At 73.2% G+C, this 24,809-nt stretch carries 18 protein-coding genes; 10 read left to right on the plus strand and 8 right to left on the minus strand.

Annotation, left to right across the window (positions count from 1 at the left end; all coding sequences use genetic code 11):
* The first annotated feature begins 22 nt into the window (after nt 1-22).
* Nucleotides 23-946 (plus strand): DMT family transporter, encoded by a 924-nt coding sequence (locus ASD19_RS12280; RefSeq protein ID WP_055993159.1) that lies wholly within the window; start codon nt 23-25, stop codon nt 944-946.
* A gap of 99 nt (nt 947-1,045) precedes the next feature.
* Here ASD19_RS12280 and ASD19_RS12285 read toward each other — a convergent pair whose 3' ends face one another.
* Both ASD19_RS12285 and ASD19_RS12290 read right to left on the minus strand, forming a co-directional pair.
* Nucleotides 1,046-2,989 carry an anthranilate synthase family protein gene (locus ASD19_RS12285; RefSeq protein WP_055993161.1) on the minus strand — a complete coding sequence of 648 codons (1,944 nt, stop codon included), beginning with the start codon at nt 2,987-2,989 and terminating at the stop codon, nt 1,046-1,048.
* A gap of 166 nt (nt 2,990-3,155) precedes the next feature.
* Nucleotides 3,156-4,025, minus strand: coding sequence for a DMT family transporter (locus tag ASD19_RS12290; protein WP_055993163.1), 870 nt, complete (start codon nt 4,023-4,025; stop codon nt 3,156-3,158).
* Nucleotides 4,026-4,256: 231 nt separating this feature from the next.
* Here ASD19_RS12290 and ispG point away from each other — a divergent pair, with 231 nt between their 5' ends.
* Nucleotides 4,257-5,387, plus strand: coding sequence for a flavodoxin-dependent (E)-4-hydroxy-3-methylbut-2-enyl-diphosphate synthase (gene ispG / locus ASD19_RS12295; RefSeq protein ID WP_055993165.1), 1,131 nt, complete (start codon nt 4,257-4,259; stop codon nt 5,385-5,387).
* A 37-nt stretch (nt 5,388-5,424) separates the two neighbouring features.
* On the plus strand, nt 5,425-6,060 hold the full coding sequence (locus ASD19_RS12300) for an SIMPL domain-containing protein (RefSeq protein WP_055993167.1): 636 nt from the start codon (nt 5,425-5,427) through the stop codon (nt 6,058-6,060).
* Between the two features lie 18 nt (nt 6,061-6,078).
* On the opposite strand, the gene ASD19_RS12305 is transcribed toward ASD19_RS12300, so the two are convergent.
* The 4 genes from ASD19_RS12305 to ASD19_RS12320 are packed head-to-tail and all read right to left on the minus strand — an operon-like array spanning nt 6,079 to nt 11,109.
* Nucleotides 6,079-6,999 carry an LLM class flavin-dependent oxidoreductase gene (locus tag ASD19_RS12305; RefSeq protein WP_055993169.1) on the minus strand — a complete coding sequence of 307 codons (921 nt, stop codon included), beginning with the start codon at nt 6,997-6,999 and terminating at the stop codon, nt 6,079-6,081.
* Nucleotides 7,000-7,037: 38 nt separating this feature from the next.
* Complete coding sequence (locus ASD19_RS12310) at nt 7,038-8,465, minus strand: RNB domain-containing ribonuclease (RefSeq protein WP_055993171.1); 1,428 nt, start codon at nt 8,463-8,465, stop codon at nt 7,038-7,040.
* 35 nt (nt 8,466-8,500) lie between these two features.
* On the minus strand, nt 8,501-10,123 hold the full coding sequence (locus ASD19_RS12315) for an ABC transporter permease (protein ID WP_055993173.1): 1,623 nt from the start codon (nt 10,121-10,123) through the stop codon (nt 8,501-8,503).
* Nucleotides 10,120-11,109, minus strand: coding sequence for an ABC transporter ATP-binding protein (locus ASD19_RS12320; RefSeq protein WP_055993175.1), 990 nt, complete (start codon nt 11,107-11,109; stop codon nt 10,120-10,122). The genes ASD19_RS12315 and ASD19_RS12320 overlap by 4 nt, the downstream gene beginning before the upstream one ends.
* 72 nt (nt 11,110-11,181) lie before the next feature.
* On the opposite strand from ASD19_RS12320, the gene ASD19_RS12325 reads away from it, so the two are divergent.
* Together ASD19_RS12325 and ASD19_RS12330 are read left to right on the plus strand one after the other, a co-directional pair.
* The gene (locus ASD19_RS12325) at nt 11,182-12,948 is read left to right on the plus strand and encodes a proline--tRNA ligase (RefSeq protein ID WP_055993177.1); all 1,767 of its coding nucleotides are present in this window, start codon (nt 11,182-11,184) and stop codon (nt 12,946-12,948) included.
* A gap of 213 nt (nt 12,949-13,161) precedes the next feature.
* A complete protein-coding gene (locus ASD19_RS12330) occupies nt 13,162-15,960 on the plus strand; it encodes an ExeM/NucH family extracellular endonuclease (RefSeq protein WP_055993179.1) in 2,799 nt (932 codons plus the stop codon).
* Between the two features lie 75 nt (nt 15,961-16,035).
* On the opposite strand, the gene ASD19_RS12335 is transcribed toward ASD19_RS12330, so the two are convergent.
* Complete coding sequence (locus tag ASD19_RS12335; RefSeq protein WP_055993181.1) at nt 16,036-17,547, minus strand: alanine/glycine:cation symporter family protein; 1,512 nt, start codon at nt 17,545-17,547, stop codon at nt 16,036-16,038.
* 153 nt (nt 17,548-17,700) lie between these two features.
* Between ASD19_RS12335 and nusA the strand changes: the two genes are divergently transcribed.
* From nusA to rbfA, 4 genes are all read left to right on the plus strand, one after another.
* Entirely contained in the window at nt 17,701-18,690 is a 990-nt protein-coding gene (gene nusA / locus ASD19_RS12340) for a transcription termination factor NusA (RefSeq protein WP_055993184.1), read from the plus strand.
* A 260-nt stretch (nt 18,691-18,950) separates the two neighbouring features.
* Entirely contained in the window at nt 18,951-19,223 is a 273-nt protein-coding gene (locus ASD19_RS14135) for a YlxR family protein (protein WP_082543178.1), read from the plus strand.
* A gap of 59 nt (nt 19,224-19,282) precedes the next feature.
* A complete protein-coding gene (gene infB, locus ASD19_RS12345) occupies nt 19,283-22,087 on the plus strand; it encodes a translation initiation factor IF-2 (protein ID WP_055993186.1) in 2,805 nt (934 codons plus the stop codon).
* A gap of 84 nt (nt 22,088-22,171) precedes the next feature.
* Entirely contained in the window at nt 22,172-22,618 is a 447-nt protein-coding gene (rbfA, locus tag ASD19_RS12350) for a 30S ribosome-binding factor RbfA (RefSeq protein ID WP_055993188.1), read from the plus strand.
* A gap of 13 nt (nt 22,619-22,631) precedes the next feature.
* On the opposite strand, the gene ASD19_RS12355 is transcribed toward rbfA, so the two are convergent.
* Nucleotides 22,632-23,501: an A/G-specific adenine glycosylase gene (locus ASD19_RS12355; protein ID WP_055993190.1), complete on the minus strand. Its 870-nt coding sequence runs from the start codon at nt 23,499-23,501 to the stop codon at nt 22,632-22,634.
* A gap of 200 nt (nt 23,502-23,701) precedes the next feature.
* On the opposite strand from ASD19_RS12355, the gene ASD19_RS12360 reads away from it, so the two are divergent.
* Nucleotides 23,702-24,745: a hypothetical protein gene (locus ASD19_RS12360; RefSeq protein ID WP_055993192.1), complete on the plus strand. Its 1,044-nt coding sequence runs from the start codon at nt 23,702-23,704 to the stop codon at nt 24,743-24,745.
* Nucleotides 24,746-24,809: the final 64 nt, after the last annotated feature.

Consider the following 24,809-nt stretch of genomic DNA (forward strand, 5'->3'; position numbering starts at 1 on the left):
CCCCGCGGGTAGCGTGGAGGGGATGTCCGCTCCCGCCGCCTCCGCACCGGTCGTGACGACGCGGGAGCGTGCGCTGGGGTACCTGGCGCTGGTCGGCGCCACGCTCTCGTGGGCGGGCAACTACCTGCTGGGCGTGATCGCGGTCGCCGAGACCGACCCCGTGAGCCTCACGTGGCTGCGCTGGGTGCTCGCGGTCGTCCCGCTGTTCCTGATCGCGCAGCTCGTCGAGCGGCCCGACTGGCGCGCGCTGTTCCGCGCCTGGCCCCGGCTCGCGCTGCTCGGGGCGATCGGCGTCGCGGGCTACAACCTGCTGCTGTACGCCGCGCTCGGCACCGAGACGCCGTTCCAGCTCTCCCTGATCAACGCGTTCAACCCGGCTCTGATCGCGATCGCCGCCGTGGTCTTCCTCGGCGCGCGGCTGGGCTGGCGGGGGATCGGGGGCATCCTGCTCGCCTTCGCGGGCGTGCTCTGGATCATCTCGAGCGGGCGTCCGCTGTCGATCCTCGAGCACCCGCCGAAGGTCGGCAGCCTCATCATGGTCGGCGCGATCGTCGCGTGGACCGCGTACACGATCATCGGGCGCACGGGGCCGCGCCTCCCGCCCATCTCGGCCGTGGCGGTGCAGGGCCTGTGCGTCGCGATCGGCCTGACGCCGGTCGTCCTGATCCAGGGGCTCAGCCTGCCCGAGACCGCGGCGGGCGCGTGGTCGCTGGCGTACATCGCGGTGTTCCCGTCGATCGCGTCGTACGTGCTGTGGAACTACGCGCTGCAGCACGTGCCGCCCGCGCAGGCGGGCGTCTCGCTCAACTTGATCACGGTGTTCACCGCGATCGCGACGGTGCTGCTGGGCATGGCCGTGACCGCGCCGCAGATCGTCGGCGGCGTGCTCGTGCTGGCGGGCGTGGTGCTCGCGCAGGAGGCGCCGACACAACGCAGGACCTCCTGAGCGTCCCGGGCGTGTCGCGGACGGTCGACCGCGGAACTCCGCGGCCGACACGCCCGCCCGGCCTCCGAGGTCCTGCGTTGTGTCGGAGGAGCCGCGGCGTCAGCTGAGCGCGTGCGCCACGAGGCGCTCGAGCGTGCGCATGCCGTCGCGCGACAGGATCGACTCCAGGTGGCCCTGCACCGACGCGAAGCCGCGGCCGCGCAGCGCGTACACGTCGCCGGTCGCGGGCTCGGCCGCGACCTCCACGTCGCCGACCGCGCCGCAGCGGGTCTCGCTCGGCGTGAGCCGCGTGACGCCCGGCAGCACGCGCGCCGTGAACGTGTTGTAGAAGCCGATCGAGGCGGGCTCGCCGAACACGTCGACGGTCTTCTGCAGACCCTGGTGCGGGCTCGCGAGCGGTGCCAGCGGGATCCCGATCCGGTCGCTCAGGATCTGGTGGCTCAGGCACACCGCCAGCAGCGGCGTGCCGGCGTCCAGGCGGCGCGTCACGAGCTCCCGCATGCGGGTGATGCGCGGGTTCCCGGCGTCGCGGGGGTCGCCGGGGCCGGGGCCAGACACGACCAGCTCGGCGGCGTCCACGTCGGCGTCGGTGGCCTCGGACCAGTGCGCGATCCGCACGTCGAGGCCGAGGTGGCGCAGCTGGTGCGCGAGCATCGTGGTGAAGCGGTCCTCGGCGTCGATCACGAGCGCGGAGCGGCCCGCGAACGGACCGGGCGCCGAGCCCTGCGGCTCGAGCCAGAACGGCGCCAGGCGCGCGTTGCGCGACGCGAGCAGCTCGGCGATCCGCGGGTCCTCGGCCAGCGGACGGCGCGGCGCCGGCTCATCCGGGTCGTCGGCGTGCGCACGCGGCACGGCGCCGATCGCGCCGAGCACCCCGGCGGCCTTGCCGTGGGTCTCGTTGACCTCGCCGTACGGGTCGGAGTGGCGCACGAGCGTCGCGCCCGCGGGCACGCGCAGGCGCCCGTCGACCAGGTAGGCCGTGCGGATCAGGATGGGCGCGTCGAGGTCGTGCCCGCCGTCCGCGCGCGGCGTGAACAGCGCCGCGACGCCCGAGTAGTACCCGCGCGGCGTGCGCTCGTGCCGGCGGATGACCGCGCACGCGTTCTGCATGGGTGAGCCCGTGACCGTCGGGGCGAACATGGTCTCGCGCAGGATGTCCCGCGGGTCGAGCCGGCTGATGCCGCGCAGCATGTACTCGGTGTGCGTGAGCCGCGACATCTCCTTGAGGTGCGGTCCCGTGATCCGGCCGCCGTCGCTGCACACGGCGCTCATCATCTTGAGCTCCTCGTCGACCACCATGAAGAGCTCCTCGGTCTCCTTGGTGTCCGTGAGGAACGCCGCGAGCGTCTCGACGGTCGCGCCGCCCGCCGGATGCCGGAACGTCCCGGAGATCGGGTTCATCGTGACCGTGCTCGGCTCGCCCACGGCTCCCGCCACGGCCGTGATGTGCGCCTCGGGGCTCGCGCCGACCGCGACGTGGCCGGGCGTGACGATCGCGAACGTCCAGTACGCGCCGCGCTCGTGCTCGAGCAGCGCACGGAACCAGGTCAGGGCGGCGACGCGCGGGTCGGCGTCCACGCCCGCGACGTAGTCGCGCCGGATGACGAAGTTGGCGCCCTCGCCGCGGCCGATCTCGTCGGAGATCACGCGGCGCACGATGTCGGCGTACTCCGCGTCGGCGATGTCGAAGCCGGCGTCCGTGAGCGGCACGGCCTCGGCCGGCAGCACGCCCATCGCGTCGGCCAGCGGGATCCGCTCGTGCGTCTCGACGAGCAGGCAGCGCAGGGGGGCGCCGTCGTCGTGCGCCTCGAAGCCGCGCTCGCGCACCTGGCGGTACGGCACCATCGCGAGCACCTCGCGCGGCGTGCCGTCGTCGGCGTTCAGCGGGATGTCGGCGAGCAGATCCACGTCGGCGACGGGGCCGGTGAGCACCTCGACGGCGTCGACCGCGCCGGTGTCGCCGGCGCGCGCGATGAGCGCGAAGGACGCGTCGGGATCGTCGGCGAGGCGGCGGATCAGGTCGGCGGTGGCGGGCCCGGTCATGCGGGTTCTCCTCAGCGGTACGGCGGCCTGACATGCAGAAAGACCGCCTGGAGCGGCGGTCTGTTCTCGTGGTTCGCGAAAGCACCGCCTAGGAGGCGGGCCACCAGGTGGTGAGGTTCGCGGACATGCCGGAAACGTACCACAGCCCGCGCGGGGCGGTGCGCCGTCAGCGGTCCCGGGCGGGCGGGCGCTGCCGGATCCGGACCGCCGCCGCGGCGCACAGGATCACCACGATGCCGCCGAGCACGGTGGGCCACGTGAGCGCCTCGCCGAGGATGAGGGCGGCCCACGCGAGAGTGAGGACCGGCTGGGCGAGCTGCAGCTGGCTGACGCGGGTCATGGGCCCGATCGCCAGCCCCCGGTACCACGCGAAGAACCCGAGGAACATGCTGACCACCGCCAGGTACCCGAACGACGCCCACTGCGCCGGGCCCGCAACCGGCGGCGCGGCCGCGGCCGAGGCCAGCGTGAGGGCGAGCATCACCGGGGCCGCGAGCACGAGCGCCCACGAGATCGTCTGCCACGAGCCGAGCTCGCGCGACAGCAGCCCGCCCTCGGCGTAGCCGATCGCGCACAGCGCGACGGCCGCGATGAGCAGCAGGTCGGCGGCGTGGAGCCGGCCCAGGCCGCCGTTGCCGAGCATCGCGAAGACGACCGCCGCGCAGGCGCTCGCGGCCGCGACCACCCAGAACGCGGGGGTTGTGCGCTCGCGCGTGCGCAGCACGGCCGCGATCGCCGTCGCGGCGGGCAGCACCGCGATGACCGCCGCGCTGTGGCCCGCCGGGGCGGTGGCGAGCGCGAAGGACGTCAGCAGCGGGAAGCCCGCCACGACGCCGGCCGCCACGACCGCCAGACGGAGCCACTGGCGCCCGCGCGGGCGGCGCTGTCGCGTCATGGTGAGCGCGATCGCCGCGAGCGCCGCCGCGACGACCGCCCGGCCGGCGCCGACGAACAGCGGCTCGAGGTCCTGCACCGCCACGCGGGTGAAGATCACCGTGAACGAGAACGCCACCACTCCGGCCGGCCCCCACGCCAGGCCCGCGCGCGGCGCGGACCGGACCGCCCGCGCGTCGGCGGCGGTGCGGGGAGGCGTCGCGGTCCGTCATCCCGACAGCCTCACGCCTCGGCGGCCTCCTCCGCGCGGTCCAATCACGTCCCGCTGGCACGGACCTGGCATCGCCAGAGCAGTCGCCGAGCGGAAGCCGACATCCAGCCGGGGTTCACCCGCGCCGCGTACCCTGGTGGGGTGCCTGCCGTGAACCTCGGGATGCCCCGCGTCCCCGAAACCCTCGCCCCGCGCCGCAAGTCCCGCCAGATCCGGGTGGGCAAGGTGCTCGTGGGCGGCGACGCGCCCGTCAGCGTCCAGTCGATGACGACGACGCCCACCACCGACATCAATGCCACGCTCCAGCAGATCGCCGAGCTCACGGCGAGCGGCTGCGAGATCGTGCGCGTGGCGGTGCCCAGCCAGGACGACGCGGATGTGCTGCACATCATCGCGAAGAAGAGTCAGATCCCGGTCATCGCCGACATCCACTTCCAGCCGAAGTACGTGTTCCAGGCGATCGACGCCGGCTGCGCCGCGGTCCGCGTGAACCCCGGCAACATCCGCAAGTTCGACGACCAGGTCGGCGCCATCGCCAAGGCCGCACAGGCCGCCGGCGTCTCGCTCCGCATCGGCGTGAACGCCGGATCGCTCGACCGCCGCCTGCTCGAGAAGTACGGCAAGGCCACGGCCGAGGCCCTCGTCGAGTCGGCCGTGTGGGAGGCGAGCCTGTTCGAGGAGCACGACTTCCACGACTTCAAGATCTCGGTCAAGCACAACGACCCGATCGTGATGGTGAAGGCCTACCGCCAGCTCGCCGAGCGCGGCGACTGGCCGCTCCACCTCGGCGTGACCGAGGCGGGTCCGGCGTTCCAGGGCACGATCAAGAGCGCCACGGCGTTCGGCATCCTGCTGGGCGAGGGCATCGGCGACACGATCCGCGTCTCGCTCTCGGCCCCGCCGGCCGAGGAGGTCAAGGTCGGGCACCAGATCCTGCAGTCGCTCAACCTGCGAGAGCGCAAGCTCGAGATCGTGTCGTGCCCCTCGTGCGGGCGCGCCCAGGTCGACGTGTACTCGCTCGCCGAGAACGTGACCGAGGGTCTCAAGGACGTCACCGTGCCGCTGCGCGTGGCCGTCATGGGCTGCGTCGTGAACGGCCCGGGCGAGGCGCGCGAGGCCGACCTCGGCGTCGCGAGCGGCAACGGCAAGGGCCAGATCTTCGTCAAGGGCGAGGTCATCAAGACCGTGCCCGAGTCGGAGATCGTGGAGACCCTGATCCAGGAGGCCCGCCGTATCGCGGACGAGATGGGCCCCGACGCGCAGATCGGCACCGCGCAGGTCGTCACCGCCTGACCCGCGCGGCCGGGCCCCGGGGGAGTAGCCTCCGGGCATGATCACCATCACGGTCGAGGGCGCCCACCGGGTCGCGCGCGCCGCCGAGCGGGGCGTGCTCACGCTCGAGGCGGGAGCGCACGGCGATGACAGGGACGCGGTGGTCGCGCGCCACGCGCGGCTGCACGAGCGGCTCGCGGGCATCGCGCACGAGCGACGCGCCGCCGGAACCGCCGCGGTGATCGACGTCGGGAGCCCCTGGGCGTGGACGGACGCGCCCGCGCCCGTCGCCGGATCCGACCGGCCGGCGCCGGTCCACCACGTGACCTCCACGATCGCGATCACGTACGTCGACCTGGACGCGCTCGCCGCGGACGTCACGGCGTTCGCCGCCGACGCCGACGTCTCGGTGCACCCCGTGCGCTGGGAGCTGTCGGCCGAGAGCCGCGAGCACCTGCTCGACACCGCCCGCGGTCACGCGGTCCGCGACGCCGTGCGGCGCGCGCGGTCCTACGCGGCGGCCATCCGACCGGGCGAGGCGACCGAGCCGAAGCTCGTGTCGGTCGTCGAGCGCCAGGTGAACGGCGGCGGACCCGGGATGCCGATGTTCGCGCGCGCCGAGGCGGACGCCCTGTCGTTCACGACGCCCGAGATCGAGGTCGAGGCCGCGATCGTCGCGACGTTCGAGATCTGATCCGCCGCGCGCCGGAACTCAGCCCGCGTGCGCGGCGACCTCCGCGAGGAAGCGGTCGGCCACGTCGTTCAGCTTTGCGACGTCCCGGATGGTCGTGAGCGGCAGGATGAACTCGTCCACGCCGGCCTCGGCATACGCGGCCATGGCGTCGACCAGCTGCTGCGCCGACCCGCCGATCGCCGGCCGGCCCTTCGCGTTCACGGCGGCGGCCTTCTCGGGGTCGTCGAAGAACACCAGCGCCTGCGTCGTGCGCCACAGCGTGCCCTGGTCGCGACCGCGCGCGTCGAGCGCGGCGCTGAAGATCCGGTTCTTCTCGGCGAACAGCTCGGGCGTCGACCACATGTTCCACTCGTCCGCGTACCGGGCGACGAGCTTCGGCATGACCTTCTCGCCCTTGCCGCCGATCAGGATCGGCAGGGTCGCGTGCGGCCGCGGGTGCAGCGAGGCGCGCTCGAGCCGGTAGCGGTCGCCCGCGAAGTCGACGAACTCGCCCTCGCCGGCGTCCCGGAGCCCGGTCCATACCTGCAGCGCCTCCCGGAACCACCGGATGCGCGCGGGCACGTCGCCGAACTCGAGGCCGAACGCGCGGTGCTCGTTCTCCTGCCAGCCTGCGCCGACGCCGAGCACGAAGCGCCCGTCGGCGATGTCGCTGAGCGCGGCGGCCTGCTTCGCCACGACGGCCGGATGCCGGTAGGTGTTGCCGAGCACGAGCGAGCCGATGCGCACATCCGGCACCGTCGCCGCGAGAGCGGTCAGCTGCGTGAGGCACTCGCCCCGCGCGCCGTCGTTGGGCTCGGGGGTGTTGTCCATGAAGTGGTCCTCGAGCCACAGCCCGCGCCACCGTGCGGACCCGCCGGCCGTCGAGGTCGCGGCGTGGGAGGCGGCGGCGTGCAGGTCGCGCCACGGCAGGTTCGCGGGGAGCCAGAGACTGAACTTCATGCCTCGAGCGTAACGACGGCCCCGGGCGCCCGGTCGTCTCAGGCGACGACGAGCTGCACGGCGCCGGTGGCGATGTCCGCGCCCGTCACGCGCACGCGGATGCGGGATCCCGGGTCACGCGTCTCGCGGATCGTCGCCGTCACGAAGGGGTCGGCGATCTGCACGCGCGAACCGCCGCGCGTCTCGGACACCACGACGGCGTCGAGCTCGGAGCCGAGATGCGCCTGCAGCTCGGCGGCCTCGATGCGGTCGAGCGCGCCGCCCTCGAGGCGGTTGGCCAGGCTCCCGGTCTGTCGCATGATCTCAGCGAGCTCGGGCAGGGCGTCGCGCGCCCACGCGGGCGCATCCGTGCACATCGCGAGCACGAACCGGTCCACGAGGCGCCGCAGGGGAGCGGTGGTGTGCGCGTAGGGCGCGCCGATCGCCGCCTGCACGGGATCGGCGGGCGGCGCGCCGTCGAACGGGACGTAGTCCGCGCCGCGGAAGAGCTTGCTCGCGGCCTGCATGATCGCGGGCGCGGCGGGATCGGCCCGGTCCACGCGGCGGAGGTACTCGCCGTAGGGCATGTCCTCGGGCCACGGATGCCCGATGGCCTCCACGCGGCGCCGGAACTCCGCGATCGCCTCGGGCTCGGCCGCCGGCAGGGTGCGCAGGATGCCTGCGCCCCGCTCGAGCATGATCGCCGCGGCGGCCATGCCGGTCATGAGCGAGATCTGGGCGTTCCAGTCCTCGATCGGCAGCGTGACCCGGGCGCGGAGGTCGTAGCCCTCCGGCGTCGCCACGATCTCCTCCTCCGGCGACTTCAGGCTGGCGCCGCCGCGCGCGGCCTCCTGCGCGATCAGCAGAGGTCCGACCGCCGCCAGGAGCGCCAGCGCGTCGGGGGCGTCGCCGGTGTCGATCGCCTCCTGCGCGTCGACGTAGCTCCACTGCCGCCGCGAGCGGACCCACGCGCGCACGGGCGACGCGGGCGGCTCGTGCTGCGCGCCGTGCTCGTCGAGGACGAACCGCCACACGTAGGCGCGTCGGTCCTGCTCGGGCAGAAGCGACGCCGCTCCGTGCGACAGGACCTCGGGGTGCAGGGGCACGGATCCGTCCGGCGCGTAGATCGTCTGACCGCGGCGTCGCGTCTCGGCGTCGATCGCGCCGCCCGGCCGCACGAACGCCGCCAGGTCGGCGATCGCGTAGTGCACGACGAAGCCGGATCCCTCGCGGGAGATGCTGAGCGCCTGGTCCAGGTCGCGCGAGCCCTCGGGATCGATCGTGTGGAACTCGATCTCGCGCAGGTCGGCGCGGCCGGCGTCCGATCCGTCCACGGCCGCGCCCGAGGCGACCACCGCCTCCGCCTCGGCGACCACCTCCGCCGGGAACTGCTCGGGCAGCTCGAGCGACCTCCGCAGCTCGGCCAGCGCATCGGCCAGCTGCGTGCGGACGGCGGACGGGGACAGGCGGGTGAAGCGTGCCGGCATGGGGTCAGCCTATGTGCGCACCCCCGCCGCCCGCCTCAGTCGGTCGCGAGCTCGCGGCGGCGCATCGCGACGAGGCCGGCGCCCGCCGCCACGACCCCGGCGATCGCGAGCCAGAGGCCGCCCGACCACCCCGCCTCGTCGCCGACCGGCACCGGCGTGTGGGCGAAGGGCGACAGATCGACCACGGCCTCGGGAAGGCCGAGCACCGGGCCGAAGAACCCGAGCACGCCCGACAGCCCCACGAGGGTCCAGGCGACCGTGGCGGCGATCCGCGGCGCCGCGGCGACCAGGAGCATCGTGACTCCCAGGAACGTCAGGCAGGCGGGCGGCTGGGCGGCCGCGGCCTCGAGCACGACCGGCACCAGCGTCTCCGCGTGGTCGCCCCGGGCGGCCCCGATCGCGCCGGCCGCGGCCGCGGCCGCGAGCATGACCGCGATCACCGCGACGCCGACCAGCCCGTACTCGGCCAGCCAGCGCACCCGGGGCACGGGCGTCGCCAGGATCGCCTCGGCGGTGCCCCGCGACTCCTCCTGACGCGCGCGCAGCCCTGCCTGCACGGCGCAGCAGGCCGCGAGGATCCCCACCATGCCGAAGAACAGGGCCACGAACGCCTCCTCGATCGAGCCGATGGCGCCCATCCGCGCCTGCAGCAGCTCGACCACCTGGGGGAGGTCGCCCGACAGCTCGTCGATCGCGGCGGTGAGCGTCGTCGCGAGCAGGCCCGCGACGACGGCGCCGGCGCTCCAGGCGGCGAGGACGGGCAGGCTGAGACGCCACGCCAGCCCGAGCGAGGACGACAGCAGGCGGCTGCCGCGCGCCCGGCCGCCGCGGTCGGGAAGCAGGCTCGCCCCCTGGTCGCGCGCGGACTGCAGCGCGAACACGAGCGCGATCAGCACGACCCCGCACGCGAGCGGCGCCGTCAGCGGCGCGAGGTCGTTCTCGACGTACGCGCCCGTGAGCTGCCCGTACCCGATCGGCGAGAGCCAGGAGGGCCACGCGGGCGTCACGCGCACCAGGTCGTCCGATGGCGTTCCGGCGGCGTCGCCGATGCCGCGCACGAGGTAGGCGGCCAGCACGACGGCGATCGACGCCCCGGACGCGGCGCGCGCGGTTCCGAACACCTGCGCAGCCAGGAGCCCGATCCCGAGGAACGCGACGCCGGACGCGCCGAGCGCCGCACCGAACACGAGCGAGCCGTGCGGCTCCAGACCCGCCGCCACCAGCCCGGCCGCGGTCAGCACCGCGAGCCCGAGCTGGGCGAGCGCGCCGTGGAGGACGGTCGCCGCCAGCGGCAGGACGCGCCCCGCCGGCGTAGCACCGATCAGCTCCGCCCGGCCGGTCTCCTCGTCGCCGCGCGTGTGGCGCACCGCGAGCAGCACCGCCATGAGGCCGCCCAGCATCGCGATCCACGCGTACAGCAGGAAGAATGCGAACGCGCCGTCGCTCACGCCGTTCGGCGTGCCGCGGAAGATCAGGATGGTCCGCGTCGCGATCGCGACGGCGAGGATCTCGCGCCGGTCGTCCTCGTCGGCGAATGCATCGAACACCGCGGCCGCGGTGGCGGCGGCCGTCAGCCCCGCGAGGCCCGCCAGCCACAGCGCGAGCTGCAGCGCGTCCCGCCGGGCGCGCTGTCGCAGCAGAGCCGCCAGGAGCCTCACGGCCGGCCGCCCGGCCCCGCGTCCGGCCCCGCGTCCGGCTCCGGCTCCGACTCCGACTCCGACTCCGACTCCGACTCCGACGATGCGTAGTGCCGCAGGAACAGCTCCTCGAGCGAGGCGGGCTGGACGATCACGCCGGTGACGCGGATCCGCGCCAGCTCGGCGAGTACGCCGGACATCGCGGTGTCGTCGGCCGAGAGCGTGACGCGGCCTCCCTCGCGGCGGACGTCGTGGACGCCGGGAAGCGCGCCCACGACGCGCACGTCCGCATCCGCGACGCCGGCGTCCGAGAACGCGACCGACGTGCGGGTGAGGTGGCGCAGGTCGGCCAGCGTGCCGGACTCGACCACGGCGCCCTGGCGGATGATCGAGACGTGCGAGCAGAGCTGCTCCACCTCGCTCAGGATGTGGCTCGACAGCAGCACCGTTGCGCCCTCGGCTGCCACGCGCCGCACCTCGCGGTTGAACACCTGCTCCATGAGCGGATCGAGGCCGCTGGTCGGCTCGTCCATGATGTACAGCTTCGCGGGGGTCGCGAACGCCGCGATCAGCGCGGCCTTCTGCCGGTTCCCCTTCGAGTACGCGCGGCCCTTCTTGCGGGGGTCGAACTCGAAGGCGTCGACGAGCCGCTCGCGTTCGGCCGCCGCGGCCGCGCGATCCCGCGACCCCGAGCGCAGCCGGCCGATCAGGTCGATCGCCTCGCCGCCGGTCAGGTTCGGCCACAGGCTGACGTCGCCCGGCACGTACGCGATGCGGCGGTGCAGCCGCGGCGCCTCCCGCCACGGATCCGCGCCGAACACCGAGACCTCGCCCGCGGTCGCGCGCGCGAGGCCCAGCAGGATGCGGATGGTCGTGGACTTGCCCGCGCCGTTCGGACCGAGGAAGCCGTGCACCTCGCCCGGACGCACCGAGAGGTCCAGGCCCGCGAGCGCAGCGGTGCGTCCGTAGCGCTTGACGAGGCCGCGCGTGCGGATCACCTCTGCCATGGCGCCGAGCGTAGACCCGGCGGGCGACGTCCGGGAGAGCGGCCCGGCGCCGCGTCAATAGACTGGATGCCTATGGTCACGCGGCTCTCATCCTTCTTCTTCCGCTCCCTCCGGGAGGACCCCGCCGACGCGGAGGTCGTCAGCCACCGTCTGCTGGTGCGCGCGTCGTACATCCGGCGCCAGGCCCCGGGCATCTTCGCGTGGCTCCCGCTCGGCCTGCGGGTGAAGGCGAAGCTCGAGCAGATCATCCGCGAGGAGATGGCTGCGGCGGGCGCGCAGGAGGTCCACTTCCCGGCGCTGATGCCCCGCGAGCCCTACGAGGCCACCAACCGCTGGACCGAGTACGGCGACGGCATCTTCCGCCTGCACGACCGTCACGGCGCCGACTACCTGCTCGCGCCGACGCACGAGGAGGCCTTCACGCTGCTGGTGAAGGACCTGTACTCGTCGTACAAGGACCTGCCCCTGACGATCTACCAGATCCAGGACAAGTACCGCGACGAGGCGCGTCCGCGCGCGGGCCTGCTGCGCGGTCGCGAGTTCACGATGAAGGACGCGTACTCGTTCGACTACACGGATGAGGGGCTGGATGCGTCCTACCAGGCGCAGCGCGACGCGTACGAGCGCATCTTCCAGCGGCTCGGCATGGAGTACGTCATCGTCAAGGCCGACGCCGGCGCGATGGGCGGCTCGAAGTCCGAGGAGTTCCTGCACCCCACGCCGATCGGCGAGGACACGTTCGTGCGCTCCGAGGGCGGGTACACCGCGAACGTCGAGGCCTTCGAGACGCTCGCACCCGAGCCCCTCCCGCTCGACGGGCAGCCCGCGCCGGTCGTGTTCGACTCGCCGCAGACCCCGACCATCCAGACCCTGGTCGACCACCTCAACGCGCACATCGAGGCGCCCGCGTCGGGGGAGTGGACGGCCGCGCACACGCTCAAGAACGTCGTGCTCGCGCTCAAGCAGCCCGACGGCACGCGCGAGCTGGTCGTCGTGGCCGTGCCCGGCGACCGGGATGTGGACGACAAGCGCGTCGAGGCCGCGTTCGCGCCCGCCGAGGTGGAGGCCGCGACCGAGGCCGACTTCGCCGCGAACCCCGCGCTCGTGAAGGGCTACATCGGCCCCTGGTCGGCGCAGGGCGCCGTGCTGGGGGAGGAGTCGGCGAGCGGCATCCGGTTCCTGGTCGACCCGCGCGTGGTCGACGGCACCGCGTGGGTGACCGGCGCGAACGAGCACGAGAAGCACGTGCACTCGCTGGTCGCGGGCCGCGACTTCACGGCGGACGGCGTCGTCGACGTCGCGACCGTGCGCGAGGGCGACATCGCCCCGGACGGCACGCCGATCACGCTCGAGCGGGGCATGGAGATCGGCCACGTGTTCCAGCTCGGGCGCAAGTACGCCGAGGCGCTGGGCCTGAAGGTGCTCGACCAGAACGGCAAGCTCGTCACGGTCACGATGGGGTCGTACGGCATCGGCGTGACGCGCATCCTGGCCGCGATCGCCGAGCTCAACAACGACGACAAGGGGCTCATCTGGCCCGCCTCGGTGTCGCCGTTCGACATCCACGTGGTCGCCACGGGCAAGGGCGACGACGCGCTCAACCTCGGCGAGAAGGTCGTCGCCGAGCTCGAGGCCGCCGGTCTGGACGTGCTGTTCGACGACCGGCCCAAGGTCTCGCCCGGCGTCAAGTTCGGCGACGCCGAGCTGATCGGCGTGCCGCAGCTGCTGGTGGTCGGCCGAGGCGCGGCCGACGGCGAGGTCGAGCTGTGGGACCGCCGCACGGGCGAGCGCGAGGTCGTGCCCGCCCCGGAGGCCGTCGCGCGCCTCACCGCCCGCTGAGGCCTGCACCCGCCGCATCGCATCCGACCGCCCAGGTCACCCGCATCTGCGTGTGACCTGGGCGGTTCCGCGTCATGCCCTGGGCATGTTTCCCGACACGTAACCTGCCCGCAACGGCCGGTCCAGGGGTGTCGTGGACAGTGGTGTCCGTGCCCGGCGATAGTGTGCCCGGGTCAGTGCCCCGCACCTCCCCGCCAGACTCGGAGTCCCCGCATGTCCTCATCCCGTCCCGCCAGCGCGCGCCGCCTCGCGGGCCTCGCGAGCGTCGCCCTCGCGGCCGCCGGCCTCGCCGCCCTCCCCACCGCCGCGCACGCCGCCCCCGACGGCGGCGAGCTCGTGATCAACGAGGTGTACGGCGGCGGCGGCAACAGCGGCGCCGCGTTCACTCACGACTTCGTCGAGCTCTACAACCCGACGGCCGAGCCCATCGACCTCGCGGGCATGGGCCTGAACTACTGGTCCGCGACGGGCGGATCCGGCGGTGTCGCGGCGCTCAGCGGGACGGTCGCTCCCGGCGACACCTTCCTCGTCCAGCTCGCGGCGGGCAACGGCAACGGGCAGCCGCTGCCCCAGGCCGACCTCGCCCTCAGCGCGCCGAACCTGTCCGGCACGACCGGCCGCCTGTTCCTGCTGCCGAGCACGTCGGTCTACGCGGGCGCGACGGGCGACGCCGCGGGCCGCGAGGACCTCATCGACATGATCGGATGGGGCACCTCCGCCGCGACGTACGAGACGGCCCCCGCGCCCGGCACGACGAACGGCACGAGCGTCGCGCGTGCGGCCATCGGCGCCGACAGCGACTCGAACGCCGCGGACTTCGCGACCGGCGCGCCCACGCCGCAGGCAGCGCGCGACGGCGGCCCGGTCGACCCGGAGCCCACGCCGACGCCGACGCCGACGCCCACCGAGCCGCCCGCGGTCATCCGCATCGCGGACGTGCAGGGCGCGGGCGAGGCCTCGCCGCTCGCCGGCCAGACCGTCACGGTCGAGGGCGTGGTCACGGCCGACTACCGGACCGGCGGCTTCAACGGGTTCTACGTCCAGGACCCCGCGGGCGACCCCGCCGACGGCCGCAGCGACGCGATCTTCGCGTACGGCTCGAACGCGCGCGCCGAGATCGGCCAGAGCGTGCGGGTCACCGGGGTCGTGAGCGAGTACCAGGGCCTCACAGAGATCACGCCCGCGGCGGGCGGCGTCACCGTCCTCGCCGAGGCGCTCGGTGCCGTCGCGCCCGTGACCGACTGGGCCGCGATCGACGCGCCCGCCGAGAAGGAGGCGCACGAGGGCGAGCTCATCCGGCCCGCCGACGCCTTCACTGTCACCGACAACTACGACGCCAACTTCTACGGCTCGTTCGTGCTCGCGCACGGCGAGGGCGCGCTCAAGACCCCGACCGAGCACGCCGACGCGGACGACACGGCCGGCCTCGACGCGATCCGCGCCGAGAACGACGCGCGCCGCATCGGTCTCGACGACGGCGCGAGCACCAACTTCAACAGCACCGCCAACAAGGGCGTCCCGCTGCCGTACCTCACGCCGGCCAACCCCGTGCGCGTCGGCTCGGCCGCGACGTTCCTGCAGCCCGTGGTGCTCGAGTACCGCTACGGCGCGTGGGCCTTCCAGCCCACCACCCCCGTCACGGACGACGGCTCGGCTGTCGTGTCGTTCAGCGACACCCGCACGCCGAACCTCGAGCCGCAGGACGTCGGCGGCGACGCCCGCCTGGCCACGTTCAACGTCCTGAACTACTTCCCGACCACGGTCGAGGAGTACGTCGCGGCGGGCGGCACCTGCACCACCTACGACGACCGCGCCGGCGACCCGGTCACGGCCCGCGACTGCGGTCCGACCGGCCCGCGCGGCGCGGCCGAGGCCGAGGACTTCGAGCGCCAGGAGATCAAGATCGTGAAGGCGATCACGGGCCTCGGCGCCTCGATCGTCTCGCTCGAGGAGATCGAGAACTCCGCCCACTTCCTCGATGCGGAAGGAAGGCAGAAGGACCGCGACTTCGCGGTCGCGACGCTCGTCTCCGCGCTCAACGAGCACGCCGGCGCCGACGTGTGGGAGTACGTCCCGTCGCCCGCGACCGTCCCGCCGCTCGCGTCGGAGGACGTCATCCGCACCGCGTTCATCTACAAGCCCGTCGAGGTCGTTCCGGTGGGGGAGTCGCGCATCCTGATCGACGAGGAGAACTTCGACAACGCGCGCGAGCCGCTGTTCCAGGCCTTCAAGGCCGCGGGCGGGTCGGACGAGGACGCGTTCCTCGTCTCGGTCAACCACTTCAAGTCCAAGGGCTCCGGGGTCGACGACGGCACGGGCCAGGGCCTGGCCAACCCGGATCGCGTCGGGCAGGCGCACGCGCTGGTGGACTTCGCGGCCCAGCTCATCGCCGAGACCGGCATCGAGGACGTCTTCCTCGCGGGCGACTTCAACGCGTACGGCGCGGAGGACCCGGTGCAGGTCATCGAGGAGGCCGGCTACACCGACGTCAACGTCGCGCTCAACGGCGGCGAGGCCACCTACAGCTTCGACGGCATGGACGGCTCGCTCGACCATGTCTTCGCCAACACGGGTGCGCTCGAGCTGGTGACCGGCGTCGACGTCTGGCAGATCAACGCGCAGGAGCAGGTGGGCTTCGAATACAGCCGCCACAACTACAACGCGACGATCCTGTACGACGAGTCGGTGTTCCGCGCGAGCGACCACAACCCCGAGATCGTGGGTCTCGACCTCCCGCCCCTCGTCGTGCAGGCGGGGGAGCCGGTGATCACCTCGAGCAAGAGCGCGCCCAAGGTGGGTGCGGTCCTCACGGTCGACCCGGGCGTGTGGACCGAGGGCGCCGAGCTGACGTACCGGTGGCTCGTCGACGGTGAGCCCCTCGCCTGGGCGAGCGGCCCGGAGCTGCGCGTCCCCGGCCATCTGAAGGGCCACGACGTGTCGGTGCAGGTCACCGGCACGCTGGACGGATACCGCCCGGCGACGGCCGAGTCGGAGCCCGTGCGGATCGGCTGACGCGCGGACGACGAGAGCGGCCGGGCGGATGATCCGCCCGGCCGCTCTCGCGTGTCACGACCCGCTCTCGGCGGGTCAGCCGTGGTGCAGGTGGTCGGCGTGCTTGGCCGACTGCTTCTTTCGCGTGTAGGTGTCGAGCGGCCCGGTGACCGTGAACTCGTCCTCCCAGCACTCGATGCCCGTCACGTCGGGCAGCAGCGCGCGGGTGAAGACGGGGTCGCGCCCCTCCCGCCGCTGGCGCGTGTAGTCGCGCAGCAGGCGGAACCCGATGCCCGACAGCAGGCCCAGGGCGACCAGGTTGATGAGCGCCATGAGGCCCATCAGCGCGTCCGCCAGGTTCCAGACCACGGCGGCCGATGCGACGGCGCCCGCGAGCATCGCGACCACGACCAGCGCGCGGAACACCTGCAGCCAGACGCGGCTGGTGGTGATGAACTCCAGGTTCGACTCGCCGTAGTAGTAGTTGCCGATGATCGAGCTGAAGGCCAGCAGGAAGACGATCACCGCCAGCGCGGTCAGCGACCAGTCGCCGAGGGTCGACGCCAGCGCCGTCTGCGTGAGCGCGATGCCGGTCTCGGCGCCGGACAGGTCGGGGACGGCCACGAGCACCGTGAACGCCGTGATCGAGCACACCAGGAACGTGTCGAAGTACACGCCGAGCGACTGGACGAGGCCCTGCTTGACCGGGTGCGTGACGGCCGCCGCGGCGCCCGCGTTCGGTGCCGAGCCGAGACCGGCCTCGTTCGAGAACATGCCGCGCTTGACGCCCTGCATCACGATCACGCCGAACGCGGCGCCGACGACCTCGTTGAAGCCGAACGCCTGCGTGTAGATCGACGCGAACGCGGCAGGGAGGCGGTCGATCTCGACCGTGACGACGGCCAGGCCCAGCAGCAGGTACAGCAGCGCCATGACGGGCACGAGCGCCGACGACACGTTGGCGATGCGGCGCACGCCGCCGAAGATCACCAGCCCGGTCAGCACGGCGATCACGACGCCCGCGACGAGCGGCATCCAGCCCGACACGTCGGCGCCGACGATCGAGCCGACCGCCGCCGTGCTCGACGCCGCGATGGTGTTGGCCTGCAGCGCGGAGAAGGCGAACGGGAAGCAGAAGATCAGGATGATCGCGAACGCGATGCCCATCCAGCGCGCCTTGAGGCCGCGCTCCATGTAGTACGCCGGGCCGCCGCGGAAGGCGCCGCGGTCGCGCACCTTGAACACCTGCGCGAGCGTCGACTCGAAGAAGGCCGACGCGGCGCCGATGAACGCCATGGTCCACATCCAGAACACGGCGCCCGGGCCGCCGATCGCGATCGCGGTTCCGACGCCCGCGATGTTGCCGACGCCGACGCGCGACGCGGCCGAGATCGAGAACGCCTGGAACGACGACACCGACTGCGGTGCGCCGTCGGCGTCGCGCGGCGTGCGGTCGGTGAGGGTCCGGAACATCTCGGGGATCAGGCGGAACTGCACCACGCCGGAGCGGAGGGTGAGGTACAGACCGAGCGCCACCACGACGGGGAGCACGATCCAAGTCCACAGGCCGTCGCCCGTCGAGGCGAGCCAGTCAGCGAATTCGTCCATCCGGGACAGTCTGCCCGCTGGCGGCGCGCGCCGCGACTCGCCCCCGGGCACCCTCCGGGTGGCGTCCTCACAGCGAGCGGCCGCGGCGGTCCGGTAATGTCAGGGGGATATCGGCGGGACGTATGCCGGTGAGAGCTGAATAGGGAGGTCGCTGTGGACATCGATCTGGGGCTGCTGCGCACGGTCGAGCGCGAGAAGGAGATTCCGTTCGACGAGCTCGTGCGGATCATCGAGCAGGCGATCCTGACCGCCTACGGCAAGCACGTGTCGCAGAGCGGCGAGGTGCCGCAGGGCGCCCGCGCTCAGCTGGACCGCAAGACGGGCCACGTGGGCATCTACATCCCCGTGACCGACGACGAGGGCGCGGTCATCGGCGAGGAGGAGACGACCCCCGAGGACTTCGGACGCATCGCCGCCTACGCCGCCAAGCAGGTCATCAGCCAGCGGCTGCGCGACATCGCGGACGACGCGGTGCTCGGCGAGTTCCGCGGCAAGGAGGGCGACATCGTCGCCGGCGTCGTGCAGCAGGGGCCGAACCCGCGCATGATCCACGTCGACCTCGGCTCGGTCGAGGCCATCCTGCCCCCCGAGGAGCAGGTGCCCGGCGAGGAGTACACGCACGGATCGCGTCTGCGCGTCTACGTCACGAGCGTCTCGAAGGGCACGAAGGGCCCGGCGATCACGGTCTCCCGCACGCACCCCGGCCTCGTCCGCAAACTGTTCGCGCTGGAGGTCCCCGAGATCGCCAACGGCCTGGTCGAGATCACGTCGCTGGCCCGCGAGGCAGGGCACCGCACCAAGATCGCGGTCGTCGCGAAGGACCCCTCTATCAACGCCAAGGGGGCCTGCATCGGCGAGCTCGGCCGCCGCGTGCGCGCCGTGACCGAGGAGCTCAGCGGGGAGAAGATCGACATCGTCGATTACGACCCGGAGCTCGCGAAGTTCGTCGCGAACGCGCTGTCGCCCGCCAAGGTGACCTCGAGCTTCGTGCTCGACGCCAACACCAAGGCCGTGCGCGCGCTGGTTCCCGACTATCAGCTGTCGCTCGCGATCGGCAAGGAGGGCCAGAACGCCCGCCTCGCCGCCAAGCTCACGGGCGCCAAGATCGACATCCAGCCCGACAGCATCCTCGAAGCGGAGTGACGGCTTCGACTCGCTCCGCTCGCTCAGCCCGTTTCGTCTCCGTTCGCTGACGCTCACTCCGCTCAACGACCGACAGGTCGTCCCGATGATCTACCGTCGTGCGAGCGCAGCGAGCGTGCCGCGGATGCGGCCCCGCAGCGCGAAGCGCTGCCTCCCGCGGAGCGAAGCGACGCGGTGTCCCTCGCCGAGCGGCATCCGCGAAGCGGGTGCCCGAGCGCGTGGGACGCGCGAGCGAAGCGAGCAAAGAGGAGAGGTGTAGGATGGAAGCCGTACGAACGTGCGTCGGCTGTCGCACGCGTGCCCCCCGATCCGCTCTCATGCGAGTCGTCGCGTGCGATCTCGAGCTCGTCATCGACGAGCGGAAGAGCTCGCCCGGCCGGGGCGCGTGGCTGCATCCCACTCGCGAGTGCGCGGAGAACGCCCTGCGGCGCCGCGCCTTCGGACGAGCATTGCGTGTGTCAGGCCCTCTTGACACGCAGACCCTCGAGAAATGGCTGAACGGCTATGGAAACAAAGTGAACGGCTCGAAATGAGACCCGTCCGCCTTTAGAGGTCTGCCCTGTCCGGGGCAGGCCGCCCAGACAGGAGAATTGTGGCAAAACCACGCGTACATGAGATCGCTGCGGAGATCGGCGTCGACAGCAAGGTCGCCCTGGCGAAGCTCAAGGAGCTCGGCGAGTTCGTGAAGAGCCCGTCGTCGACGATCGAGCCGCCGGTCGCGCGCAAGCTGCGCGCAGCGTTCGAGGCCGAGGGCGCCGCCAAGCCGGCGGACAAGCCCGCCGCGCCCGCGAAGCCGGCCGGCCGTCCCGGCCCGGCCCGCGCGACGACCGCCAAGCCCGGCGCCCCGGCGAAGCCCGCGGCGCCGAAGGCCGAGGCCGCCCCGGCTCCGGCAGCGCCCGCGACCCCGACGGCACCGGCTCCGGCCGCGCCGGCTCCCGCCGCGCCCGCCGCGGAGAAGCCCGCCGCCAAGAAGCCGGCGGCGCCCGCCGCGGACAAGCCCGCCGTGCCCGCGGCCGACGCACCCACGCCCGGCGGCCCCCGCCCGGCGCCGCGTCCCGGCGGCCCGCGCCCGGGCAACAACCCGTTCGCCTCGGCGCAGGGCATGGGGCAGCGCCCCGCGGGCCCGCGCCCGGGCAACAACCCCTTCGCCTCGGCGCAGGGCATGGGCCAGCGCCCGACCCCGAACAACATCCCCAAGCCGCAGCCGCCGCGTCCCGGTGCGCCCCGTCCGGGCGCCCCGCGTCCCGGTGGTCCCGGCGGCGCCGGTCGCCCCGGTCGTCCCGGCGGCGCCGGTCGTCCGGGTGCCCCGTTCCAGCAGCGTCCCGGCGGCCCCGGCCGTCCGGGTGGCGGCGGTGGCGGCGGCTTCCGTCCCGGTGGCGGCGCGCCCGCCGGCGGTGGCGGCGGCTTCCCGGGCCGTCCCGGTCCCGGCGGCCGCGGTCGCGGCGGCACGGCCGGCGCGTTCGGCAAGGGCGGCGGCAAGTCGAAGCAGCGCAAGTCGCGTCGCGCCAAGCGCCAGGAATTCGAGATGCGCGAGGCGCCGATCATCGGCGGCGTCAAGGTCCCGCGCGGTGACGGCAGCACGGTCATCCGGATGCGCCGCGGTGCGTCGATCTCGGACTTCGCCGACAAGATCGAGTCGATCACCGGCATGTCGGTCCAGCCCGGCAACCTCGTGACCGTCCTGTTCCACCTGGGCGAGATGGCCACGGCCACGGAGTCGCTCGACGAGGCGACGTTCGAGGTGCTCGGCGCCGAGCTCGGCTACAAGGTGCAGATGGTCTCGCCCGAGGACGAGGACAAGGAGCTCCTGGAGGGCTTCGGTCTCAACCTCGAGGCCGAGGAGGAGGCGGAGAGCGAGGAGGACCTCGAGATCCGTCCCCCGGTGGTGACCGTCATGGGTCACGTCGACCACGGTAAGACGCGACTGCTCGACGCGATCCGTCAGACCAACGTGGTCGAGGGCGAGGCCGGCGGCATCACGCAGCACATCGGCGCCTACCAGATCTGGACGGAGCACGAGGGCATCGAGCGCGCGATCACCTTCATCGACACCCCGGGTCACGAGGCCTTCACGGCCATGCGCGCCCGCGGTGCCCAGGTGACCGACATCGCGATCCTCGTGGTCGCGGCCGACGACGGCATCATGCCGCAGACGGTCGAGGCCCTGAACCACGCCCAGGCGGCCGGTGTGCCGATCGTGGTCGCGGTCAACAAGGTCGACAAGCCCGAGGCCAACCCGGCCAAGGTGCGCCAGCAGCTGACCGAGTACGGCCTGGTCGCCGAGGAGTACGGCGGCGACGTCATGTTCGTCGACGTGTCGGCCCGTCAGGGCACCGGCATCCAGGACCTGCTGGACGCCGTGCTGCTCACGGCCGACGCCGGCCTGGACCTCACGGCCAACCCGAACAAGGCGGCCCGCGGTGTCGCGATCGAGGCGAAGCTCGACAAGGGCCGCGGCTCGGTGGCCACGGTGCTCATCCAGTCCGGAACGCTGCGCGTCGGCGACGCGATCGTCGCGGGCACGGCCTACGGCCGCGTGCGCGCCATGATCGACGAGAACGGCGAGCACGTGGAGGAGGCGGCCCCGTCGCGTCCCGTGCAGGTGCAGGGTCTCAACTCGGTGCCGCGCGCCGGCGACATGTTCATCGTCACGGACGAGGACCGCACCGCCCGCCAGATCGCCGAGAAGCGCGAGGCCGTCGAGCGCAACGCCCAGCTGGCCAAGGCCCGCAAGCGCATGTCGCTCGAGGACTTCACCCGCGCTCTCGAGGAGGGCAAGGTCGAGTCGCTCAACCTCATCATCAAGGGCGACGTGTCGGGTGCCGTCGAGGCGCTCGAGGAGTCGCTGCTCAAGATCGAGGTCGACGACAGCGTCCAGCTGCGCATCATCCACCGCGGTGTGGGTGCCATCACGGAGTCGGATGTGAACCTGGCGACGATCGACAACGCGATCGTCATCGGCTTCAACGTGCGTCCCGACGCGAAGGCCCGCGAGGCCGCCGCGCGCGAGGGCGTCGACATCCGCTTCTACTCGGTCATCTACAACGCGATCGACGACGTGGAGCAGTCGCTCAAGGGCATGCTCAAGCCGGAGTACGAGGAGAAGCAGTCGGGTGTCGCGGAGATCCGCGAGATCTTCCGCTCCTCCAAGTTCGGCAACATCGCCGGTGTCATCGTCCGCTCGGGCACGATCACGCGCAACGCCAAGGCGCGCGTCATCCGCGACGGCGTGGTCATCGCCGACGGCCTTGCGATCGAGTCGCTGCGCCGCTTCAAGGACGACGTCACCGAGGTGCGCACGGACTTCGAGGCCGGTATCGGTCTGGGCAAGTACAACGACATCCAGATCGGCGACGAGATCGAGACCATCGAGATGGTCGAGAAGCCGCGCGCGTGACGCGCGGGTCGCTCTGACACACTGATCCTGCCGGGCGGCTTCGGCCGCCCGGCAGGACCTTTTTCTCCAGGGAGGGAGAAGACCATGGCCGCGAACGAACGACAGGCGCGCCTGGCCGACCGGATCCGCGTGATCCTCGCCGAGCGGCTGGAGAAGGGGCTGCGGGATCCGCGCCTCGGCTTCGTGACGATCACGGACGTCCGCGTCTCGGGCGATCTGCAGCACGCGTCGGTGTTCTACACCGTGTACGGCTCGGACGAGGAGCGCGTCGCGAGCGGCGCCGCGCTGAAGTCGGCGACGGGCATGCTGCGCAGCGAGGTCGGGCGCAAGCTCAACACCCGGCTCACCCCCACGCTGGAGTTCATCGCCGACGCGCTGCCGGAGTCGGCCGACCACCTGTCGGCGCTGCTGCAGGAGGCGCGCGAGCGCGACGCGGCCGTCGCGGGACTGGCCGCCTCGGCGCAGTACGCCGGCGACGCCGACCCCTACGTGAAGCCCCGCGAGCTCGACGAGCTCGACGACGAGGACTGATCCGCGCGGGCGGTCAGCGGGGCAGGTGCAGGACGCCGTCCTCGGAGTCCACGAGGCCGTCGTCCAGCAGGCTGAGGATGGCCCTGTCGCGCTGGAGCGCGTCCGGCCAGTCCGGGATCACTGCCTCGTGCGGCAGCGACCCGGCCTCGCGCAGCGCGCGCAGGACCGCGCCGCGGGCCTGGCGGTCGCTGCCCTCGTACCGCGCCTGACGGCGGCGCACGTCGGGCGTCTCCGGAGAGCCCGCGCGCACCCACGCGCACAGGTCCCGCACCGGGCACTCGCCGCAGCGCGGGGAGCGGGCCGTGCAGATCACGGCGCCGAGCTCCATGGCGGCCGCGTTCATGACGGCCGCGCCGGCGTCGTCAGGCGGCAGCAGCGCCTCCATGTCGTCGAGGTCCCGGCGGCTCGGGGCCCCGGGTTGCGCCAGCCCGTGCACCGCTCGGGCGATCACCCGCCGGGTGTTGGTGTCGACGACCGGGTGCCGGTCGCCGTACGCGAACGCGGCCACGGCCCGCGCCGTGTAGTCGCCGATCCCGGTCAGCGCGAGCAGCGCGTCCACGTCGCGCGGCACCTCGCCGGCGTGCCGGTCCCGGATCTCGACCGCCGCCCGGTGGAGCCACAGCGCCCGGCGCGGGTACCCCAGGTTCGCCCACTGCCGCACGGCCTCGGCCGGCGGATCGGCCGCCAGGGCCTTCGGCGTGGGCCAGCGCTCGAGCCAGGCCTCCAGGCGAGGGATGACCCGCGCCACGGGGGTCTGCTGCAGCATGAACTCGCTCACGAGCACACCCCACGCCCCGAACCCGGGCGCGCGCCAGGGCAGGTCGCGCCGCGCGCCCTCGTACCACGGGGTGAGGCGCTCGGCGACCGGCGGGGCGGAGGGCATCCATCCAGGCTAAGCGGGGCGCGCGCACGCGCGGGGACGGCAGCCCGGAGCGGCATGCCGCACCCCGCCGAAAGGCGGACAGACAGCGGGGACGCGGCGCCCTAGCGTCGAGTCGAACCCCCGGGAGGGACCATGGACATCGACCGCCGGATCGCTCGCACCGCCGTGGCCGCGGCGCTGCTGCTCGCCACGCTCTCCGGATGCGCCACCACGGCGGCCGGGTCGCCCCGGGGTCCGCGGACGGAGCCGACCCGGCGACCTGGGTCGTGGACGCCGCGCGGATGGGCCCCATCGAGCTCGGGATGTCCGAGGAGGCGCTCCGCGACGCGGTCGCGGGGCTCCCGTTCCAGGCCGAGACCGGCGGGGGAGGGCAGCCGGCGCTGCACCGGCTGGTGGTCGAGGCTGACGGCGAGATGGGGCTCTTCCAGGTCTCCGTCGACGCGGCGGACGGCGTGGAGGAGATGACCCTGATCACGGGTGAGACCTCGGTCAGGACCGTCTACGGGTCGCTGTCCTCCGCCCCGGCGCCCCAGGTGAGCCTCTCGGCCTTCCCCCGCACGAGCGAGGGCATCGGCATCGGCTCCAGCCTCGCGGACGCCTACGAGGCGTACCCCGGGGCCGTCGAGGACGATCTGTTCGGAGACGACGGCGCGACGCGGCTCGTCACGGAGGGCACGCCCGGGGCGTCGCCCACCGGCCTGGTCCTGTCCATCACCGGCATGACGCAGACTCCGGGGTCGGGCGTCGTCGACGCGATGACGGTCACGGCCCCGTCGCTCGCGGTGCCGTATCAGACCCCCGCGGACCCGGCGACGTGGCACGCGACCGGCATGGACTTCGGGACGCTCTGGCCGGATCGGCCCTGGTCGGAGATCGCCGCCGAGACGCGACTGGTCTTCGCGGGGCTCGCACCCGGGGCGGATCCGGGCCCGGGCCCAGCGGCCGCCGAGCTGCGGATCCTGCCGGTGGCCGTGGACGGCCGGCGCGGCGACATCGTGGCGTACCTGGACGAGACGGAGGGGCTCCAGGGCTCGGCGCTCCTCTTCCTGGAGGCGCCGCTCGAGACCGACGAGGTGCTCGAGCCTCTCGAGCTGTCGGCGATGCCGTACGGACTCGAGGGGCTCACGGTCGGATCCACGCGCGCCGAGCTCGAGGAGTTCTCGCCCGGGGGGGCGTCGGGCGGCTCCCGGGAGGCGCCAGCACCTTCCGTCCGTTCGGCTCCGTTCCGGGGGAGCCGGACCTGATCTTCCTGCTGGGTGACGACGATGTCGTCTTCGGGTTCGTCACGACCGAGCATGCGGGCTGACG

Source organism: Microbacterium sp. Root53, from assembly GCF_001426925.1.
Classification (GTDB): domain Bacteria; phylum Actinomycetota; class Actinomycetes; order Actinomycetales; family Microbacteriaceae; genus Microbacterium.

Bases quoted from the DNA above. Each gene is read 5' to 3' on its own strand.
- ASD19_RS12335 (WP_055993181.1), bottom strand. From the start codon at position 17,547: ATGGACGAATTCGCTGACTGGCTCGCCTCGACGGGCGACGGCCTGTGG.
- ASD19_RS12325 (WP_055993177.1), top strand. From the start codon at position 11,182: ATGGTCACGCGGCTCTCATCCTTCTTCTTCCGCTCCCTCCGGGAGGAC.
- ASD19_RS14135 (WP_082543178.1), top strand. From the start codon at position 18,951: ATGGAAGCCGTACGAACGTGCGTCGGCTGTCGCACGCGTGCCCCCCGA.
- ASD19_RS12300 (WP_055993167.1), top strand. From the start codon at position 5,425: ATGATCACCATCACGGTCGAGGGCGCCCACCGGGTCGCGCGCGCCGCC.
- ASD19_RS12330 (WP_055993179.1), top strand. From the start codon at position 13,162: ATGTCCTCATCCCGTCCCGCCAGCGCGCGCCGCCTCGCGGGCCTCGCG.
- ASD19_RS12280 (WP_055993159.1), top strand. From the start codon at position 23: ATGTCCGCTCCCGCCGCCTCCGCACCGGTCGTGACGACGCGGGAGCGT.
- ASD19_RS12355 (WP_055993190.1), bottom strand. From the start codon at position 23,501: ATGCCCTCCGCCCCGCCGGTCGCCGAGCGCCTCACCCCGTGGTACGAG.
- ispG (WP_055993165.1), top strand. From the start codon at position 4,257: ATGCCCCGCGTCCCCGAAACCCTCGCCCCGCGCCGCAAGTCCCGCCAG.
- rbfA (WP_055993188.1), top strand. From the start codon at position 22,172: ATGGCCGCGAACGAACGACAGGCGCGCCTGGCCGACCGGATCCGCGTG.
- ASD19_RS12285 (WP_055993161.1), bottom strand. From the start codon at position 2,989: ATGACCGGGCCCGCCACCGCCGACCTGATCCGCCGCCTCGCCGACGAT.
- ASD19_RS12360 (WP_055993192.1), top strand. From the start codon at position 23,702: ATGCGCCACCACGGCGGCCGGGTCGCCCCGGGGTCCGCGGACGGAGCC.
- ASD19_RS12310 (WP_055993171.1), bottom strand. From the start codon at position 8,465: ATGCCGGCACGCTTCACCCGCCTGTCCCCGTCCGCCGTCCGCACGCAG.
- ASD19_RS12305 (WP_055993169.1), bottom strand. From the start codon at position 6,999: ATGAAGTTCAGTCTCTGGCTCCCCGCGAACCTGCCGTGGCGCGACCTG.
- ASD19_RS12320 (WP_055993175.1), bottom strand. From the start codon at position 11,109: ATGGCAGAGGTGATCCGCACGCGCGGCCTCGTCAAGCGCTACGGACGC.